Below are 18,386 nucleotides of genomic sequence, written 5' to 3' on the forward strand. Positions count from 1 at the left end.
CGAGGATGCTTCCTAGGAGCGATAGTTCTGGATCCGCGTCGTTCGCAGGCCCTGCATGCCCCATTTGTCGATCGCCTTTTGCCAGGCGAGGAATTCTTCCGCCGTCAGCCGATACTTGGCCAGGGCGTCGTCCAGGCTGAGTAGGCCGCCGCGGACAGCGGCGACCACCTCGGCCTTGCGGCGGATCACCCATCGGTCCGTGTTGGCTGGCGGAAGGTCGTTCAGGGTCAGGGGCGTACCCGTCGGTCCGACCACATAGTGTTCGCCTTTGCTGTTCAGGCGTCGCTCTTGCAACATGGTTCAGACCTTTCTCACCAACACCGTACTGAAGCCAATGTAGCCAGGCGCCTCTAAGGGCCGTTTAAGCGTCGTGGTGAAGGAACGGCTAAAATCCGTCCCCCGGCGAATGACTCTGTAAACCTTGGTTGCGCGGCGATTCATGAAGGCTAACGTCGATCTGACTGCCGATCAGCGTTTGATGTTGATGAGTTCCGCCAGCATTTCGTCGGCGGTGGTGATGATCTTGGACGACGCGGAATAGGCCCTCTGAGTGGTGATCATGCCGGTGAACTCGGCCGAGATGTCCACGGTCGAGGCTTCCAGTTGCTTGGCTGCGATAGGGCCCGCGCCGCCCGTTCCCGCCGCCTTCAGATTGAAGGTGCCGGACTGGTTGCTGACCACATAGGCATTGCCGGACACTTCCTTCAGGCTGTCGGGACTGGGGAAGGTGGCGACCGCGACCTGGGCGATGCGGCGGGTCACGCCGTTGTCGAAGATGGCCGATACATAGCCGCTGTCGTCGATGCGGATTTCGCTCAGATTGCCGAAGGCGGTGCCGTTGGTGATGGTCGACTGGACCACCGAGGTGCTGTTCAACTGGCTGAGGCCGCCGGCCGAGGTGTTCAGGTCCAGGTTGACTGTCTGGGCGGCGATGCCCAGGCCGTCAGCCCACTTCACCTTGCCGTTGTCGGCAGCGTTGGCGGGGTCGATGGTGGTGGTCGGGTCGGATTGCAGGAACGACAGGCTGGCGTTCGACGGGTCGTCGAACAGGCCCTTGCCGGCAGACCAGGACTTCATCGTCTCGACGTCCAGCCGGCCGGAGGAGGTGAAGGCGACCAGGCCGGTCTTCACCTGGCCGTTGGAGTAGGGCGCGCCGGTGACGACGTCGCTGGCCGGAACAGAGACGATTTCCGCGTACCATTGGTTCGGCTGGTCGCTCTTCAGGAAGCGAACTTCCAGATTGCGCTGGCCGCCCTTGGAGTCCGACACCGGGATGTTCATCTTGAAGTCCGGCTTGACCCCGGCCGGATTGTTGGCGTCGGCGGTGTACATCGCCATGGAATTGGTCGTCGGATCGTACTTGGTCTTGGCCACGCCGTCGGTGGCCAGGCCGATCTGAGACAGGTTCAGCGTGAACGGCGTTCCCGGCCCGCTGGAGTTGGTGGGGGTTATCGTGATCTGCGAGGTGGTGGCCGTCGCCGAGCCATTGGTCCCGCCGCTGGGCGCGAAGCTGGTCAGGGCGCCGCTCGCGTCGTAAGTCGCCACGCCGGTGATCGTGGTGATCCCGCTTTTGAGGGTGACGTCGTAGGTGTTCGTGCCGGTCCGCTTATAGCCCACGCTGATGTCATGCGAGGCGGAGGCGCTGTCCTGAACGCCCGTGTAGGACTGGGCGCCAGCGGCGCTGGACACCTTCTGGGTGGAGTTCAGGTTGGCGTTGATCTGGACGCGGGTGGTCGGCTCGGCCGTGCCGCCCACCGAGCCGATATTGATCGAACGCAGGCGCGACAGGTCCGACGGGTCTGTGGAAATCTCGCCGTTGGCGTCCACCGGCCAGCCCTGCAGATACAGGCCCGCACTGTTCTTCAGATAGCCCAGCTTGTCGACGCGGAAGGAGCCGGCGCGGGTGAACATGCGCGTGTCCGTCGCCGCCGCCCCTTCCGGCTGGGTCGTGGTGACGAAGAAGCCTTGGCCGTTGATGGCCAGGTCGGTGCCCTCGGTCGTGCGCTGCAGCAGTCCGGTCTGGCTGACGAAGGTGCGGGTGTTGGCCGAGACGCCGCCGGCGGAATAGCTGCCGCCCGTCTGGGTCTGGCCGTTGACCAGGGTCTGGAACTCGGCCGAAGTCCGCTTGTAGCCGACGGTATTGACGTTGGCGATGTTCTGCGAGATCGCGGCCATCGCGGCGGAATTGGCGGCCAGGCCCGAGACGCCGGCCATCATGGCGCTGTTGAGGCTCATCGAAGAACGCTCCTAAAAAACAAAATCATCGGGAAGACGGCGATGCGCGTCATGCGGCCGCCTGCTCGGTGGAGGCGTTCGGATTCTCCGAACTGTTGGTGGAGTTCGCCTGCGACTTGATCTCGTTCAGCGAGATGACCGTCGAAAGCGGAAGGACGCTGTTCCCAACGACCAGATAGGGCGCGCCGTCGTACATCTCGACGCCGGTGACGCGGCCCTGGGTCAGCGTCTGGGCGTCGACCTTGGCCCCCTTGGAGTCGGCGGCCGAAATCTTCAGCGTATAGACGCCGCCGTCCGCGGCCGTGTCGCCGGCGCTGGTCTTGCCGTCCCAGTTGAACTGGTGAATGCCCGATGCCGTATTCGGCGCGGCGCCCTCCCAGACCACGGCGCCCTTGCTGTCGAGGACCTGAAGGGTGGCCTTGGCGGCGTCGCCGCCCAATTCATAGGACCATGAAGCCTTGCCGTCGGTCAGCTTGGCGGCGCTCCAGGCGGCGGTGACATTCTTGCCGATATAGTTGGAGGCGTTGTCCAGGCCGCCGGCCGACTGGGCTTTCAGCAGGCTGGTCAGGAGGTCGTTGGTCAGCAATTGCTGCTCGACCCCGGCCATCTGGGTCAACTGGGCCGTGAACTCGTTCGAATTCAGGGGAGACAACGGGTCCTGGTTCTTCATCTGCGTCGTCAGCAGCGTTAGGAAGGTCTCGAAGTTCGAGGACAGCATGGCGCCGCCGTTGTTGATGCGGGTTGTGGCGTTGTCGGTGCTTACGGCGGCGACCATGGGGTCAGACCTTCAGATCGACGCGGTCAGGCGTCTGGGAAAGGGTGGTCCAGGCGCCGGGCGCCGGAAGGGAAACAGCGTCCGCCTCGGACGCCAGGCGCGCCCCCCCGTCGAACAGGGCGGCGCGTTGCTGCTGGCGCGCAAAGCCTCCGCCGCCGGCCGATGGATCGCGCTGACTGAAATCGAGGGCGTCACCGGCCACCTGGAAGCCGGCGTCCTGCAACTGGCGACGCAGTTCGTCGGCGCGTCCCCGCAGTTCGGCAGCGGCGGCGGGGTTGTCGAAGGCCAGGCGCGCCGCCAGTTGTCCGTCCGATCCGATCTCCAGACTGACATCGACGCGGCCCAGATCCTCGGGCGTCAGCACCATGTCGAACCGGGTCGAGCGGCCTTCTAGTCGGCGGGCGATCTGGGCGGCCAAATGCGCGGTCGTCTCCACCGTGGCGTGGGACAGCGTCGACAGGCTCAGGTCGCGGCCCGTCGCCGCGGTCTGATGTGCGACCTCGGTCGTCGCGGCGTGAACGGTGGGCGCCGCGTCGGGTTGAGCAGCGGCGGTCGGCAGGGCAGGGCCGTCTGCGGTCGCGGCAGGCGCGGCGGGGTTCGCCGAAGGCGTGGCGGCGGCCTGGGCGTCCGCCAGAGTCGGGGCGTCCGTCCGCGAAACCGCATCGTTGGCGGCTTCCGGGGCGATCGCCGGGATGGGATGCGCGCTCCGGTCGGGATGCAAGGTGCGGCCGGCTCCGGTTGCCGTCTGCGGCGAGGCCGCGTCCGCCGGGGCTTCCTGGGTCGGTTTGGCGGGGGCCTCGGCGTCCTCTATCCCGGCCAGGGCGGCGGCGGTTTCGGCCGCGACGACCTGTGCGGGACGAACGGCGGCCAGGGCGCCGGACACCTGGACCTGATCCAGTGGCGCGCCGACGGCCTTCAGCGCCTCGGCCATCGCCTCGGAAGCCACTTTGGCGGCCGTCTGTATTTGGGCTTGGCCCTCGACCTGGGCGTCGGTGTCGTTCGCGGCGATGGACGCCGCCGGGGAGATTGGCGCGCGCTGGATGTCCGTGTCGCCATCGGAGGACGAGGTCTTGGCGAGGGTCGGGTTCTGCGTAGTCGCCGTCTGGGTTTGCTGGGCCTGAGGCGTGGCTTCCACATCCTTGTCGTCGACCGGCCTGGCCTCCTGCGAAGGCGGTCGGTCGGCGACGTCGGAGCGTTCGGCGGGCGGTTCGGGCTTGGTCTGGTCCAGCGCGGGGCCCATTGCAGGGTTCGGCGAGGCGGCTTCGAGGGGCTGGCTTTCCGGTTTTTGCCGCACCGCCGGGGGTGGCGGCAGCCTGGCCGGCGCCGCGTCGTAACGATCGGAGATCAGGGCCTTGGCCATCCGGGCCGAGAAGGCCGTGACGTCCGCCTGGCTATCCGGCGCAGCCGACGGCGTTCCGGTCGAGACCGGAGCGACAAGGGCGGACAGGGCGGACGAGGCGGACATGAAGGGTGTAAGGCTTTCGAATGGTGGCGGCGCCTGGTGCGCCCAAGATTTCGTCGCCGCCGACGCAAGGGGCAGGCCATCGGGAAATCATCATATAAAACAAATAAATGATGGCTTTTGACGTGTGGGTGGCGGGCGCACCTCGGTCGATTCTTGCCGCCTTGTCGCCGCTTTTTGCCCGGTTGGGCTGCGGGCCGGCGCGTGGCTGAGCGCCCGTGCCGTCCGCTTTGGCCCGACGCTTGCCGATGCTTCTCACCATGATGTCCGCGCGATCAACGATCTTGTTGAAAAACAACGCTCTGAGTTTCGGGCGTCGGCTTTGTGCTGGGCAAGAAGTGCGCCTGACCGTGCAGGCGTTGCCGGGTGAGGGGGGCTGATCATGTCGCTGAACTCGATCATGAACATCGGCGCGTCGGGCCTGCAGACCGCCCAGGCTCAGTTGCGCGTCACCTCCGACAACATCTCCAACGTGAACACCGTCGGCTATGTGCGCAAGATCGCCGACCAGTCGGCGGCGGTCGCCGGAGGATATGGCGCGGGTGTCGAGATTTCGCGCGTTCGTCTGGCGACGGATCGTTTCCTGCAGGCCGCTAGCCTGAGCGCGGGCGCAGACGCGGCGCGCCATGGCGTGCGGTCCGAACTCTATAATGCGATTCAGGGTCAATTCGGCGATCCGACCAGCGGCAGCGGCTTTTTCGCCCAGGTGGACAAGCTGTTTTCCGCCTATGCGTCCTTGGCCGAAAGTCCGACGTCTTCGGCTGCGCGCCAGGATACGATCTACAAGACCCAGTCCCTGTTCAATCAGGCGGCCAGCATCGGGGCCCAGATTCAGTCGGTGCGCCAGGAGGCCGACAGCCGCCTGGCCGGCGCGGTCGAGACGATCAATCCGCTGCTTGAACAGATCGACAAGCTGAACAAGGCGATCTCGGCCGGCGTCGCCACAAGCCAGGACGTGACGGCCGCCCAGAACGCCCAACAGGGCCTGATCAGCCAGCTATCGCAATATCTGGACGTGAAGGTGGAGCCGCGCTCGAACGGCGGGGTGGTGGTGCGGACCGGCGGCGGCGCGACACTGGTGGGCGAAGGGGCCGCCACCCTGTCGTATCAGGCCGCCGGCACGGTGGACGCAACGACGACCTTCGCCGACATCATGGTGACGGAGCCCAACGGCACGCGGTGGCCGCTCATGGACGGGGTGTCCTCGGGCCAGATCAAGGGACTAGTCGAACTGCGCGATGTCGATGCGCCGGCCGCCGCCGCGCGCCTGGGCGAACTGACGGCGCGCCTGGCCGACGAGTTGAACCGCGCCCATAACGCCAACAGCAGCGTGCCCGCGCCCACCGTCCTGTCCGGCCGGAACACGGGGCAGGCGCTGGAAACGGCCTTGGCGGGATTTTCGGGCAAGACCACCATAACGGCGGTGAACAGTTCGGGCGTGGTCCAGGCGTCGGCCGCGATTGTCTTTTCGGGCTCGACCATGACGGTCAATGGCGTGGCGGCGGATCCGACCACCTTCCTCAGTGTCCTGAACGCCCAGTTGGGCGGCGCCGCCACGGCCAGCTTCTCCAACGGGATGTTGAAGCTGGAAGGCGGAAACGGAAACGGCGTCGCGCTCGCCGACGACGCAACGACTCCCAGCGACAAGGGCGGACGCGGTTTCTCGCATTGGTTTGGGCTGAACGACCTGGTCAGCAGCGCGACACCGACCTTCTACGAGACGGGGCTGACCCTGACTTCGCCGCACGGGTTTGATGCGGGCGAAAGCGTGACCTTCCGCTTCTCGGGTGAGTCGGGCTCGCGCCTGCGCGACATCACCGTGGCGGTTCCCGCCGGCACAGGCACGATGGGTGAGTTGCTGACCGCGCTGAACGACCCGGTATCGGGCGTGGGCCGTTACGGAGCCTTCAGCCTGGACAGCGCGGGCAAGCTGAATTTCAAGGCATTCGATCCGACGACCCAGACCATGAGCGTCGTTCAGGACGGTACGAGCCAGACGCCTTCCGGCCTGTCCATGTCGGCGCTGTTCGGCCTGGGGGCGACGGGCTCGACCCGCGCAGGCGCCTATACGGTTCGCAGCGACATTAAGCAGGATCCCAGCAAGCTGGCCCTGGCGCAGTTGAACCTGTCGGCGGCCGCCGGCGTCTCGGCGCTGAGCAAGAACGACGGGCGCGGCGGCCTGCTGCTGGGCGATGTCGGAAAACGCAGCGTCGCCTTCGGCGCGGCGGGCGGCAATGCGGGCGGGACCAAGACCCTGTCGGCCTATGCGGCGGACTTCGCCGGCGATGTCGGCGGCAAGGCTTCGGCCGCCAAGAGCCGCGCCGAATCCGCCACCGCCCTGGCTCAGGAGGCCGACAGCCGCAGAACGGCCGCCGAAGGGGTCAATATGGACGAGGAACTGGTCAACATGACCACCTTCCAGCAGGCCTATAACGCCTCGGCCCGCCTGATCCAGGCGAGCAAGGACATGTACGACGTTCTGATCGGAATGATGCAATGACGCGCGTCGCCACCTTCGGAAACTATCAGTCCGCCCTGTTGGACCTGATGAACGCTCAGAGCCGCGCCCAGCAGGCGCAGGAGCGGATCGACAGCGAAAAGATCGCCACCGACATGTCGGGTTATGGCCGGACGACCGAATCCCTGACCAGCCTGACCTCGACCCAGGCGCGGCTGGACGGCTTCATCTCCACCGGCAAGACGGTCGCTTCGCGGCTGGAGGCCCAGGACCTGGCCTTGAATCGCATCTACGAGGGCGGGACCGGCGCGCGCGAGGCCATCGCCAACGGTCTGGCGGCGGGCCGCATCGACAATCTGATGACCGATCTCGGCCTGCAGTATCAGACCGTGGTAGGCGGGCTGAACGCCGAACATCAGGGCGCCTATCTGTTCGCGGGCAGCAAGGGCGACACGGCGCCCGCGACGGCCAAAACCATGTCGGACCTGGCGGCCGCATCGTCGACCGCCGCGACCTTCGCCAACGACAGCCTGAAGCAGAAGTCGCGCATCGACGAAAACACCACCCTGGAGACCGGCTTCCTCGCCAATGAGGTAGGGGGGGGGCTGACCGAGGTGTTCCGCAACATCCAGGCGTTCCAGAACGGTGCGGCCGTCACCGTCAACGGCGTGACCTATACGCCGACAGCGGCGGGGACTTTGAAAGGCCAGCCGGACTCCAATGTCACCGCCTTTCTGAAGGCGCAACTGGACCATCTCGACAAGGCGAACGCCGAACTGACCAACCTGACTGCGAAAAACGGCCTGCTGCAGAACCATGTGGAGGCGGCGCTAGACGCGCACGAGGGGCAGCAGACCGCCCTTCAGAAGATGATGCAGGACAAGACCGGCTACGATCCGGCGCGCGCCATCACCGATCTTCAGTTGGCGCAGACCGCCATCCAGGCTTCGGCCCAGATCGTAAACGCTCTGAAGGGCAGCTCCCTGCTCGACCTGTTACGCTAGGCTCCGGCCCGCGCCAGGCTTTGCAGAACGAATTCCCTTCGGCTGCGTTGGTGTTCGACGCCAGCGTAGCGGTGGGGGAGGCTTCGTGCACCAAGCAGACGCGACACAGTCACGCTTTAAAGCGGTCAAGGCATGTCAACGCATGTTGACTTCGCGCTTTCAGCTAAGCCATAGGCCCATGAACGCCTTTCATATGGGGCGCTTCAGCCTTGGGGGAGGGGCGATGCCGTTCCGTGACTCGTTTCCGTCGATCGGGGTGCGATGAGCCAGGCCGAATACGAAATTCTGGACGGCGGCGACGGCGTGGCCAAGCTGCGGCTGACCGGCGATTGGACCACCACGGCTCTGGGTCGGGTGCCGCGCGATCTTGGCCGCGATCTGGACGGTCGCTCCATTTCAGCCCTGGACACCGAAGCCTTGGGCCGCTTCGACACGGCCGGCGCTCTGGCCCTGGTCAAGGCGTCCAACAAGCCCTTGCCCAAAGGCGTCTGGACCGCGCGTCCCGAGGCCGGCCGCATCTATCGCATGATCGAGGTGCTGGAGCGCAAGAGCGCGCCGGCGCCGAGACGCCCCGACGCCTTCACCCGCACCTTCGCCAAGGTCGGACGCGGGGTCTATGACTTCTGGAGCGAGGCGATCCTGTCGCTGGCCTTTCTGGGGCGTCTGATGGCGGCCGTGGTCGAGGCGGCCAAGCACCCCGGCGCGATCCGCTGGCCCGCCTGGTTTAGTCAGGCCGAGCGTGCCGGGCTGGACGCCATCCCGATCGTCATGATCACCAACTTCTTCATCGGCGCGGTGGTGGCCTTCATCGGGGTGGACCTGCTGACGGACTTCGGCGCCCAGGTCTTCGCCGTCCAGTTGATCGGCGTGGCCATGTTTCGGGAGTTCGCCGTGGTCATCGCCGCTGTCCTGCTGGCCGGTCGATCCTCTTCCGCCTTCGCCGCCGAGATCGGCTCGATGAGGATGAACCAGGAAGTGGACGCGATGCAGGTTATGGGGGTCAACCCGTTCCAGGCCCTGGTGGTGCCGCGCCTGGCGTCCCTTGTGCTGATGCTGCCGTTGCTGACCTTCCTGGGCATGATCGGCGGCCTTCTGGGCGGCCTGGTGGTCTGCTGGTCGTCGTTGAACCTGGGGCCGGCCTTCTTCTTCCAGCGGCTGGTCGAGGACGGCAGCATGGCCCAGCACATGATGGTCGGTCTGGTGAAGGCGCCGGTCTTTGCGCTGGTCATCGCCGCCATCGGTTGCCGTCAAGGCATGGCTGTGGCCGGCGACGTCGAGAGCCTGGGGCGTCGGGTGACGGCGGCGGTGGTTCAGGCGATCTTCGCCATCATCCTGCTGGACGCCGTGTTCGCCCTGATCTTCCTAGAGCTGAACATATGACTGACGCACGCACTGCGCTGGTCAATGGCGGCGAGACGGACAGGAAGGACGACCGCGACGTCATGGTCGAGGTGCGCGGTCTGCTGAGCCAGTTCGGCGACCGGGTGATCCACGAGAACCTGGACCTTGACCTGTTGCGAGGCGAGGTTCTTGGCGTCGTCGGGGGGTCGGGCGCGGGCAAGACCGTCATGCTGAACACCATCATCGGCCTGAAGCAGCCCGAGGGCGGCACGGTGAAGGTGCTGGGCTACGACCGCGCCAACCTGACCGACGCCGAGGCCGCCGACATCGAACGACGGACGGGCGTTCTGTTCCAGCAGGGGGCGTTGTTCTCGTCCCTCAGCGTGCTGGAGAACGTGGCGTCGCCCCTGGTCGAACACACCAAACTGCCGAAATCGACCATCTACGAGCTGGCCGAGCTGAAGATCGCCATGGTGGGGCTGAAGCCCGAACACCATTATCTGAAGCCCGCCGAGCTGTCGGGCGGCATGAAGAAGCGCGCCGGCCTGGCCCGCGCCCTGGCCCTGGACCCCGAACTGATCTTTCTGGACGAGCCGACGGCGGGCCTGGACCCCATCGGCGCCGCCGCCTTCGACGATCTGATCCGCAAGCTGTCGGACGACCTGGGCCTGACGGTGTTCATGATCACCCACGACCTCGATACGCTGTACGCCATCTGCGACAAGGTGGCGGTGCTGGCGGACAAACGGATGGTGGCCAAGGCCACGGTTCAGGAACTGGAGCGTTCCGACCATCCGTGGATCAAGGAATACTTCCTGGGGCCGCGCGGCCGCGCGGCCAACAGGACCACGGCCTGAGGAGAGCCGAGCATGGAAAGAGACGCACATTACGCCGCGGTCGGCATCGCCACCGTCGCCCTGCTGGCGGCCCTGGCGGTGTTCACCATCTGGCTGGCCCGGCTGCAGTTCAACAGCGACTATGACCTGTACGACATCGTCTTCTACGGGCCGGTCAACGGTCTGTCGGAGGGCGGCGAGGTGCATTTCAACGGCATCCGCGTAGGCGAGGTGACGGACCTTCACATCGACACCAAGCGCGGCGACCAGGTTATCGCCCGGGTGCGGGTGGACGCCACCACGCCGGTGCGCGTGACCTCGCGCGCCCAGTTGGAGCCGCAGGGCATCACGGGCCTGAACTACATCCAGATCACCGCCGGTTCGCCCAATAGCGCCCTGTTGAAGGAGCAGTATCCCGACAATGTCGTGCCGGTGCTGCAAAGCCAGCCGTCCCCCATCGCCGAACTGTTAAGCGGATCGGGCACGGTGCTGGCCCAGACGGTGGACGCCCTGAACCGCATCAACCGCGTCATGTCGGACGACAACATCCGCAGCTTCTCGACCAGCGTGAAGAACGTCGAGGCCCTGACGACCGAACTGGAGGCCCGCAAGGCCATCTTCCAGCAGTTGGAAGAGGCCGTCATCAACGCCAATGCGGCGGTCAAGGAATACCAGGGCCTGGCGGTCGACACGCGCCAGATCATCAACACCGACGGCCGCGAGGCCATCGCCAACATCAACCAGGCCACGGCGGAGGCCCGCACGGCCATCGCCTCGGCCAACCGTTCGATCACCGGGCTGGAACGGCCGCTGGGCGACTTCGCCACCTCCAGCCTGCCGCAACTGAGCGGCACGATCGAGGAACTACAGGACGCGACCCGCTCGCTGCAGGCGCTGATCGACCAGGTCCGCAGCAGCCCGCGCGACTTCATCGCCCGTCCCCAATCCAAAGAGCTGGAGGTGCAACCGTGATCTCTCGTCGTATCCTCCAACTGGGCGGCGCGGCCGCCCTGGCCTTGGCGATGAGCGGCTGCGCGCTGCTGAAGTCGCCCTCTCCGGTGCAGCTCTATCGCTTCGGCCTGCCTATGGATGCCCCTTCCGCCCAAGGCGACAGGCCTGCGCCGTTGACGGTGTCGATCCGCAACATCGACTTTCCAGAGGCCAGCGGCGACGACCGGCTGCTGGGGGTGACAGGGGTGGAGACGGCCTACATCTCCGGCGCGCGCTGGGTCTCGCCGGCCTCGACCCTGTTCGACGACAGCCTGAAGGCGGCCTTCGCCAATCGCGCCGACCGCATCCGCGTTCTTGGCCGCCGCGAGCCGGGCACGCCGCCGCTGGTGTTGCAGGTCACGGTCACTGCCTTCGAGGCCCGTTATGCGGCGCCGGGCGCAACGCCCGACGTCGTGGTCACGGCGCGCGCCCAACTGCGCTCGACGCCCGAGCGGCAGACGGGCGGCGGCGGCGCCATCCGGCCCGAGCAGGGACGTTCGGTCGAGCGGGTCTTCACCGTTACGCAACCGGCCGGCGAGAACCGGGTCTCGGCCATCGTCGCCGCCTTCGACACGGCGACGCGGGACATCAATACGCAAATCGCCGACTGGACGATCCAGTCGGCCAACTGATCTGCAAAAGGCGAGGCGGACGGATGCTGAAACTTGTCGGACTATCGGCCGTCCTGGTCCTGGCGTCGACGACGGCCCAAGCCCAGGTCGCGACCAAGCCGCTGTCCGAAGGGCGGCCGTGTGTCTATGCCGACGTGGTGGGGTTGTGGAAGAGCCAGGTGCTGCGTTCGGACGAGCCGGGTGTGGAGAACCTGGCTGCGATCGCGCCCCAAGACTACATGCGGTTCCGTCCGGACGGCGAGATGATGTATTTCGCTTCGACGCGCGATTATCCGGACGTTGCGGCGATCAACGCCCGGATGGATGAACTGGATCGTGCCGACGGCGACACCTATCGGGCCGAGATTCCGTCATCTGGCCTGCTGGTCCTGTGGCGAAACGGCCGCCCTTTTCAGGGCTTCACCTGCACGGTCGTCGCGCCGCGTGACGGCCGCTTCGTGACCATCCTGAGCGAGATCGAGGGCCAGCCGTATCTGCGTCGTGTGCAGACGCGGCTGGATTGATCCCTCATAGCCTGATTAAGCTTGGAGAGGCGTCAGAGGCCGGCGGCCACCGAATAGGCCGCCTCCGTCTTGGCGGCGACCTCGTCCAAGGTGACGCCGTCGGCCAGTTCGATCAGCTCCAGGCCCGACCCGTCCGGCTTGACGTCGAAGACCGCCAGGTCGGTGATGATGCGGCTGACGACGCCCGTGCCGGTCAGGGGCAGGGTGCAGGCTTTCAGCACCTTGGACTGGCCGTGCTTGTTGGCGTGCTCCATGACCACGACCACGCGCTTGACGCCCGCGACCAGGTCCATGGCGCCGCCCATGCCCTTCACCAGCTTGCCGGGGATCATCCAGTTGGCGATGTCGCCGTTCTGGGCCACCTCCATGGCGCCCAGGATCGACAGGTTGATGTGGCCGCCCCGGATCATGGCGAAGCTGTCGGCGCTGGAGAAGTAGGACGACTCCGGGATCTCGGTGATCGTCTGTTTCCCGGCGTTGATCAGGTCGGGGTCCTCGTCGCCCTCATAGGGGAAGGGCCCCATGCCCAGCATGCCGTTCTCGGATTGCAGGGTCACGGTCATGCCGTCGGGGATGTAGTTGGCCACAAGCGTCGGGATGCCGATGCCCAGGTTCACGTAGAAGCCGTCCTGCAGTTCTTGGGCGGCGCGTTCGGCCAGTTGTTCGCGGGTGCGGGGCATGATCAGACCTCCGATCCGGCGGCGGCGCCGGCGGCACGTTGACGGACGGTGCGCTGTTCGATGCGCTTCTCGGACACGGTCTGGACCAGGCGGTCGACATAGACGCCTGGCGTGTGGATGTGGTCGGGATCCAGCGAGCCGACGGGGACGATCTCCTCGACCTCGACGACCGTGACCTTGCCGGCCGTGGCCATCATCGGGTTGAAGTTGCGGGCGGTCTTGCGGAACACCAGGTTGCCGCGCTCGTCGGCCTTCCACGCCTTGACGATGGACAGATCGGCGATCAGGCCGGTCTCCATGACGTAGTCGCGGCCGTTGAAGTTCCTGACCTCCTTGCCCTCGGCGACCAGGGTGCCGACGCCGGTGGCGGTGAAGAAGGCGGGGATGCCGGCGCCGCCTGCGCGGATGCGCTCGGCGAGGGTGCCTTGAGGGTTGAACTCCAGCTCCAGTTCGCCGGCCAGATACTGGCGCTCGAACTCCTTGTTCTCCCCGACGTAGGACGAGATCATCTTGGCGATCTGGCGGGTGGCGAGCAGTTGGCCCAGGCCGAAACCGTCCACGCCGGCATTGTTGGAGATGACGGTCAGGCCCTTGACGCCGCTATCGCGCAGGCCGGCGATCAGATTCTCGGGAATGCCGCACAGGCCGAAGCCGCCAGACATGACGGTCATGCCGTCGAAAGTCAGGCCCTCCAGCGCGGACGCGACGTCAGCGTAAATCTTTCCCATCGTCTCCCTCTTTTCATCGCCTGATGAATATTGGCGTGTTGGGCCACGCCTAACCCGCCGTGCACGACAGGGCAAGCCGGGGATCGTGCGACCCTTCGGCCGCCCGCGAAAACAGAGTCCGAACAGTCCAGACAGTCCGAACTCGGGCGCGAAGGCGACCTTAGGGACAGATGGGCAGGAGGCGCGGGGCGACAAGGGGCGCGAAGGGGGCGGCGAAGGCATCCACGGGCGGCGGCCGCGCGTATCCTTTCACACCGCCGAAACCGCGATCAGAGCCGCCGATGAACCCGAACGATGTCGCCATCCGCCTGCTGCTGGACGCCCGGCCTTTGAAATCGGCTTGAAGAGGAGGAAGCCATGCTGAAGTTCGTCGCCGCCTATCTGGGGGCGGGCCTGACCTTCGCCATCATCGATGCGGTGTGGCTGACCACCATGACCGACCGGCTGTATCAACCCGTGCTGGGGCCGATCATGCGCGACAAGCCAGACATGACGGCGGCGGTGATCTTCTATCTGATCTCGATCGCAGGGACCGTCTTCCTGGCGGTGGCCCCAGCCCTGAAGGAGGGGAACTGGACCCGGGCGGCGATCAATGGGGCGGTGCTGGGTTTCGTCGCCTATGCGACCTATGACCTGACCAACCAGGCGACCGTCGCGGTGTGGCAGACGAAACTGACGGTGCTGGACATCCTTTGGGGCACGGTCCTGACCATGGCCTCGGCCACGGCCGGCTATTTCGCCGCGCGCTGGGCCGAGGGGCGCTTGGGCTGATCTGAAAAAGGCCCGGACGCGATGTCCGGGCCCTTGCTCGTCTTTCCTTGGATCGTCTTAGTTGACCGTCGCCTTGACGATCTTGCCGGGCGCGCGCGGCGGCTCGCCCTTGGGCAGGGCGTCGACATGTTCCATGCCCGATTCGACCTGACCCCAGACAGTGTACTGGCGATCCAGGAAGGTGGCGTCGTCGAAAACGATGAAGAACTGCGAGTTGGCGCTGTTGGGATCCGAAGTGCGGGCCATGGAGCAGACGCCGCGCACATGCGGCTCGGCCGAGAATTCCTGCTTCAGGTTCGGCTTGGTCGAGCCCGATGTGCCCGTGCCCGTCGGGTCGCCGCCCTGGGCCATGAAGCCGGGGATGACGCGGTGGAAGACGACGCCGTCGTAGAAGCCTTCCTGGGCCAGTTCGGTGATGCGGGCGACGTGGTTGGGCGCCAGGTCGGGGCGCAGCTTGATGACCACGTCGCGGGCTTCGCCGTCGCCGGTGTCCAGGGTGAAGGTCAGGGTGTCGGCCATGTCGGTCGTCCTCTTGGGGTTGATTTGAGGCGGGACATAGCCCGCAACGCCGGTCGGGGCTATGTGGGAACGATGAGCGAAGACGAAAAGCCCCAGAATCAAAAGACCGGGGAACGCCGACGGATGGTGCGTCCCCCCTCGGGCGGGACCGCCGCCGGACGCGGCATGGGCACCAAGATGAAGACGGCCGACACCAAGTCGATGTCGAGCCAGCAATGGATCAAGCGTCAGCTGTCGGACAAATGGTCCGAGCGCGCGCGGGCCGAGGGCTGGCGGTCGCGCGCGGCCTTCAAGCTGATCGAGATCGACGACAAGTTCCACCTGATCAAGCGCGGATCGCGGGTCATCGACCTGGGCGCGGCGCCGGGCGGCTGGGTCCAGGTGGCGCTGGATCGCGGCGCGGCGGCGGTGGCGGGAGTGGACCTGTTGATGATCGAGCCGATCCCCGGCGCGACCCTGATCCAGGCCGACTTCACCCATCCGGGCGTGGACCAGCAGCTGATCGACGCCGTCGGCGGCCCGCCGGACCTGGTGCTGTCGGACATGGCGCACAACACCATCGGCCACCGCCAGACCGATCACCTGAAGATCATCGCCCTGATCGAAATCGCCGCGGATTTCGCCATTCGCACCCTGCGACCCGGTGGAAACTTCGTCTCCAAGAACTTTCAGGGCGGGGACGCCGGCGGGGTTCTGACCCGGCTGCGCGAGGAGTTCGAGACGGTCAAATACGTCAAGCCGTCGTCCAGCCGGAAGGACAGCGCCGAGGTGTTTCTGGTCGCGCTGAACAAGCGCTGAGGGTTTCAGACGGCCGCCACCTGATGGCGTGCGCGTCGCGCCTCTATACGGGACCAGATACGGTCGTGCAGGGTGAAGAAGACCGTCTGGACCAGGGGCTCGATTATGCCGATGGCCAGGGCGGTGCGGATGTCTCGCGTCAGGGCGAAGGCCACCAGGACCGCCACGGTGAAGTGCATGCAGCCGTAGGTCACGGTCTTCAGCGCTATCTGCTTGAAAGAGCGGGGCAGGGCGTGGCTGTGGCCGTGATGGGGGCCGCCGTGGTCGTGAATACGGCTCTGTTCCGCCGGTGACATGACGTCCAGGCGGGCCGTGACCGCCTCGGCCGCCTCTTCTACGCCGGAGGCCAGACGCCGACGCTCGATTCGGTGCCAGACGCGGTCGTGAATGGAATAGGCGATGGTCTGGAAGAAGGGCTCGACCATTCCGACCGCCAGGGCCACCCTCCAGTCGCGCGTGATGGCGAAGGCCACCAGGATGGCGACGACCAGGTGCATGACGCCGTAGCTGGCGATCTTGAGCGCCAGTTTGCGTGCGGTGCTGAGGATGACGCCGACCATGGATGAAGAATGGGGAGCGGCCGCAGCGGTTGCAAAGCAATAAAATCTATCGGCGCGATAGGCGCGGCCCTTGCCCCGGCCCCCCGCATCCCGTTATACGCGGCCCGCAAAACGGAGACTCCCCATGGAGATACGCGAAGGCTTAACCTTCGACGATGTTTTGCTGGAACCCGGCCCGTCCGAGTTCATGCCCGCGATGGTCGATGTCTCGACCCACGCTGACGCGCGACATCAAACTGAACATCCCGCTGCTGTCGTCCGCCATGGACACGGTGACGGAAAGCCGCCTGGCCATCGCCATGGCCCAGTCGGGCGGCCTGGGCGTGCTGCACCGGAACATGACCATCGAGGAGCAGGCCGACGAGGTCCGCGCCGTCAAACGCTATGAAAGCGGGATGGTGGTCAATCCGGTGACGGTGGCCCCGGACACCACCCTGGGGGAGGTGCGCGAGATCGTGGCGCGCAAGAAGATCACCGGCTTTCCGGTGGTCGATCCCAAGTCGGGCAAGCTGGTCGGCATGCTGACCAACCGCGACATGCGGTTCGAGAGCGATCCCAACGTCACGGCCGCGTCGCTGATGACCACGGGCGATCTAATCACCGTGCGCGAGGGCGCCGGCCGCGACGAGGCCCGCGAACTGCTGCGGACCCGAAAGATCGAACGGGTCATCGTCGTGGACGAGGATTACAGGGCCGTCGGCCTGATCACCATGAAGGACATCGAGAAGGCCCAGGCCTTCCCCAACGCCGCCAAGGACGAGCAGGGCCGCCTGCTGGTCGGCGCCGCCTCGACGGTCGGCGACGCCGGGTTCGAGCGGGCCATGGCTCTGGCCGAGGCGGGCTGCGACGTGGTGGTGATCGACACGGCCCACGGCCATTCGGCGTCCGTTGCGGCGGTGGTCGAGCGGATCAAGCGCGAGAACAACCGGCTGCAGATCATCGCCGGCAATGTCGCCACCTATGACGCGACGCGCGCCCTGATCGACGCGGGCGCGGATGCGGTGAAGGTGGGCATCGGTCCCGGCTCCATCTGCACCACCCGCATCGTCGCCGGCGTGGGCGTTCCGCAGCTGACGGCGGTGATGGACTCCGCGCGGGCGGCGAAGGGCACGGGCGCCTCGGTCATCGCCGACGGCGGCATCAAATATTCGGGCGACCTGGCCAAGGCCATCGCCGCCGGCGCCAATGTGGCCATGATGGGCTCGATGTTCGCCGGCACCGACGAAAGCCCCGGCGAGGTCTTCCTGTACCAGGGGCGCAGCTACAAGTCGTATCGCGGCATGGGCTCGGTGGGGGCGATGGCGCGCGGCTCGGCGGATCGGTATTTCCAGAAGGAAGTCTCGTCCGAGAAGCTGGTGCCCGAGGGCATCGAGGGCCAGACCGCCTACAAGGGGCCGATCGCGCCGGTGCTGCACCAGATGGTCGGCGGTCTTCGCGCCTCCATGGGCTATGTCGGCGCCGGCACCATCGCCGACTTCCAGGAGCGCGCGCGCTTCGTGCGCATCACCGGCGCGGGTCTGCGGGAGAGCCACGTCCACGACGTGATGATCACGCGGGAAGCGCCCAACTATCGGCAGGGGTAGGCGACCATGACGACCGAACTGACCTACCTGGCCCTGACGCTGATCCTGGCGTTGATCCAGATCTTCCTGCCCGCCGGGGCGCGGACGGTGGAGTTCGGCTCGAAATGGAACGCTGGGCCGCGCGACCAGACGCCGACGTCGACCCGTCCGCTGACGGGACGGCTAGAACGCGCCCAGGCCAATCTGTTCGAGACCCTGCCGCTGTTCATCGGCGCCGTGCTGATCGCCCATGTCATCGGCGCGGCCGGCGCCCTAACGGTGTGGGGGACGGCGCTCTACTTCTGGGGCCGTGTCGCCTTCGTGCCGCTCTATGCGATGGGCGTTCCCTATGTCCGGTCGGCGGTTTGGCTGGTCTCGCTCTCGGGACTGGTCATGGTGCTGGCGTCCCTGTTTCTTGTCTGAAAGCCTGTCTTGACCCCAGCCGCCCGTCTCGCCGCCGCCGCCTCCGTCCTGGACTCCATCGCCCAGGGCCGTCAGCCGGCCGAAGCCGTCCTGAAAGCCTGGGGGACCG

At 66.3% G+C, this 18,386-nt stretch carries 18 protein-coding genes and 1 pseudogene; 11 read left to right on the forward strand and 8 right to left on the reverse strand.

From position 1 onward, the window contains the following. Nucleotides 1–12: 12 nt before the first annotated feature. From QE389_RS01050 to QE389_RS01065, 4 genes are all read right to left on the reverse strand, one after another. Nucleotides 13–297, reverse strand: a complete 285-nt coding sequence (locus tag QE389_RS01050) for a DUF1153 domain-containing protein (protein WP_307363812.1) — start codon at nucleotides 295–297, stop codon at nucleotides 13–15. A gap of 171 nt (nucleotides 298–468) precedes the next feature. Continuing rightward, nucleotides 469–2,235 carry a flagellar hook protein FlgE gene (gene flgE, locus QE389_RS01055; RefSeq protein ID WP_307363813.1) on the reverse strand — a complete coding sequence of 589 codons (1,767 nt, stop codon included), beginning with the start codon at nucleotides 2,233–2,235 and terminating at the stop codon, nucleotides 469–471. 49 nt (nucleotides 2,236–2,284) lie between these two features. Then, a complete protein-coding gene (locus QE389_RS01060) occupies nucleotides 2,285–3,010 on the reverse strand; it encodes a flagellar hook assembly protein FlgD (RefSeq protein ID WP_307363817.1) in 726 nt (241 codons plus the stop codon). A 4-nt stretch (nucleotides 3,011–3,014) separates the two neighbouring features. Further along, complete coding sequence (locus QE389_RS01065) at nucleotides 3,015–4,475, reverse strand: flagellar hook-length control protein FliK (RefSeq protein ID WP_307363818.1); 1,461 nt, start codon at nucleotides 4,473–4,475, stop codon at nucleotides 3,015–3,017. Between the two features lie 379 nt (nucleotides 4,476–4,854). Here QE389_RS01065 and flgK point away from each other — a divergent pair, with 379 nt between their 5' ends. From flgK to QE389_RS01100, 7 genes are all read left to right on the forward strand, one after another. Next, on the forward strand, nucleotides 4,855–6,972 hold the full coding sequence (gene flgK / locus QE389_RS01070) for a flagellar hook-associated protein FlgK (RefSeq protein WP_307363820.1): 2,118 nt from the start codon (nucleotides 4,855–4,857) through the stop codon (nucleotides 6,970–6,972). Beyond that, nucleotides 6,969–7,934 (forward strand): flagellin, encoded by a 966-nt coding sequence (locus QE389_RS01075; RefSeq protein WP_307363821.1) that lies wholly within the window; start codon nucleotides 6,969–6,971, stop codon nucleotides 7,932–7,934. The genes flgK and QE389_RS01075 overlap by 4 nt, the downstream gene beginning before the upstream one ends. Nucleotides 7,935–8,195: 261 nt before the next feature. After that, the gene (locus tag QE389_RS01080) at nucleotides 8,196–9,314 is read left to right on the forward strand and encodes an ABC transporter permease (RefSeq protein WP_307363823.1); all 1,119 of its coding nucleotides are present in this window, start codon (nucleotides 8,196–8,198) and stop codon (nucleotides 9,312–9,314) included. A 62-nt stretch (nucleotides 9,315–9,376) separates the two neighbouring features. Beyond that, the gene (locus QE389_RS01085) at nucleotides 9,377–10,132 is read left to right on the forward strand and encodes an ABC transporter ATP-binding protein (RefSeq protein WP_307368849.1); all 756 of its coding nucleotides are present in this window, start codon (nucleotides 9,377–9,379) and stop codon (nucleotides 10,130–10,132) included. A gap of 12 nt (nucleotides 10,133–10,144) precedes the next feature. Then, nucleotides 10,145–11,083, forward strand: coding sequence for an MlaD family protein (locus tag QE389_RS01090; RefSeq protein WP_307363825.1), 939 nt, complete (start codon nucleotides 10,145–10,147; stop codon nucleotides 11,081–11,083). Beyond that, the gene (locus QE389_RS01095) at nucleotides 11,080–11,733 is read left to right on the forward strand and encodes an ABC-type transport auxiliary lipoprotein family protein (RefSeq protein WP_307363827.1); all 654 of its coding nucleotides are present in this window, start codon (nucleotides 11,080–11,082) and stop codon (nucleotides 11,731–11,733) included. The genes QE389_RS01090 and QE389_RS01095 overlap by 4 nt, the downstream gene beginning before the upstream one ends. Before the next feature lie 23 nt (nucleotides 11,734–11,756). Next, on the forward strand, nucleotides 11,757–12,236 hold the full coding sequence (locus QE389_RS01100; protein ID WP_307363829.1) for a hypothetical protein: 480 nt from the start codon (nucleotides 11,757–11,759) through the stop codon (nucleotides 12,234–12,236). A gap of 32 nt (nucleotides 12,237–12,268) precedes the next feature. Here the strand turns inward: QE389_RS01100 and QE389_RS01105 are convergent, their stop codons facing one another. Both QE389_RS01105 and QE389_RS01110 read right to left on the reverse strand, forming a co-directional pair. Continuing rightward, nucleotides 12,269–12,916, reverse strand: a complete 648-nt coding sequence (locus QE389_RS01105; RefSeq protein ID WP_307363831.1) for a 3-oxoacid CoA-transferase subunit B — start codon at nucleotides 12,914–12,916, stop codon at nucleotides 12,269–12,271. Between the two features lie 2 nt (nucleotides 12,917–12,918). Then, entirely contained in the window at nucleotides 12,919–13,644 is a 726-nt protein-coding gene (locus QE389_RS01110) for a CoA transferase subunit A (protein WP_307363833.1), read from the reverse strand. A 357-nt stretch (nucleotides 13,645–14,001) separates the two neighbouring features. Here QE389_RS01110 and QE389_RS01115 point away from each other — a divergent pair, with 357 nt between their 5' ends. Then, the gene (locus tag QE389_RS01115; protein WP_307363835.1) at nucleotides 14,002–14,415 is read left to right on the forward strand and encodes a DUF2177 family protein; all 414 of its coding nucleotides are present in this window, start codon (nucleotides 14,002–14,004) and stop codon (nucleotides 14,413–14,415) included. A gap of 57 nt (nucleotides 14,416–14,472) precedes the next feature. Here QE389_RS01115 and QE389_RS01120 read toward each other — a convergent pair whose 3' ends face one another. Next, the gene (locus QE389_RS01120; RefSeq protein WP_307363837.1) at nucleotides 14,473–14,934 is read right to left on the reverse strand and encodes a peptidylprolyl isomerase; all 462 of its coding nucleotides are present in this window, start codon (nucleotides 14,932–14,934) and stop codon (nucleotides 14,473–14,475) included. A gap of 72 nt (nucleotides 14,935–15,006) precedes the next feature. On the opposite strand from QE389_RS01120, the gene QE389_RS01125 reads away from it, so the two are divergent. After that, complete coding sequence (locus tag QE389_RS01125; RefSeq protein WP_307363839.1) at nucleotides 15,007–15,732, forward strand: RlmE family RNA methyltransferase; 726 nt, start codon at nucleotides 15,007–15,009, stop codon at nucleotides 15,730–15,732. A gap of 5 nt (nucleotides 15,733–15,737) precedes the next feature. Here the strand turns inward: QE389_RS01125 and QE389_RS01130 are convergent, their stop codons facing one another. Then, on the reverse strand, nucleotides 15,738–16,292 hold the full coding sequence (locus QE389_RS01130) for a DUF2061 domain-containing protein (protein WP_307363841.1): 555 nt from the start codon (nucleotides 16,290–16,292) through the stop codon (nucleotides 15,738–15,740). A 124-nt stretch (nucleotides 16,293–16,416) separates the two neighbouring features. Between QE389_RS01130 and guaB the strand changes: the two are divergent. Further along, nucleotides 16,417–17,875: pseudogene (guaB, locus tag QE389_RS01135) on the forward strand (IMP dehydrogenase). A gap of 6 nt (nucleotides 17,876–17,881) precedes the next feature. Further along, on the forward strand, nucleotides 17,882–18,277 hold the full coding sequence (locus tag QE389_RS01140) for an MAPEG family protein (protein WP_307363843.1): 396 nt from the start codon (nucleotides 17,882–17,884) through the stop codon (nucleotides 18,275–18,277). Nucleotides 18,278–18,386: the final 109 nt, after the last annotated feature.

The organism is Brevundimonas sp. SORGH_AS_0993 (assembly GCF_030818545.1).
GTDB lineage: Bacteria > Pseudomonadota > Alphaproteobacteria > Caulobacterales > Caulobacteraceae > Brevundimonas.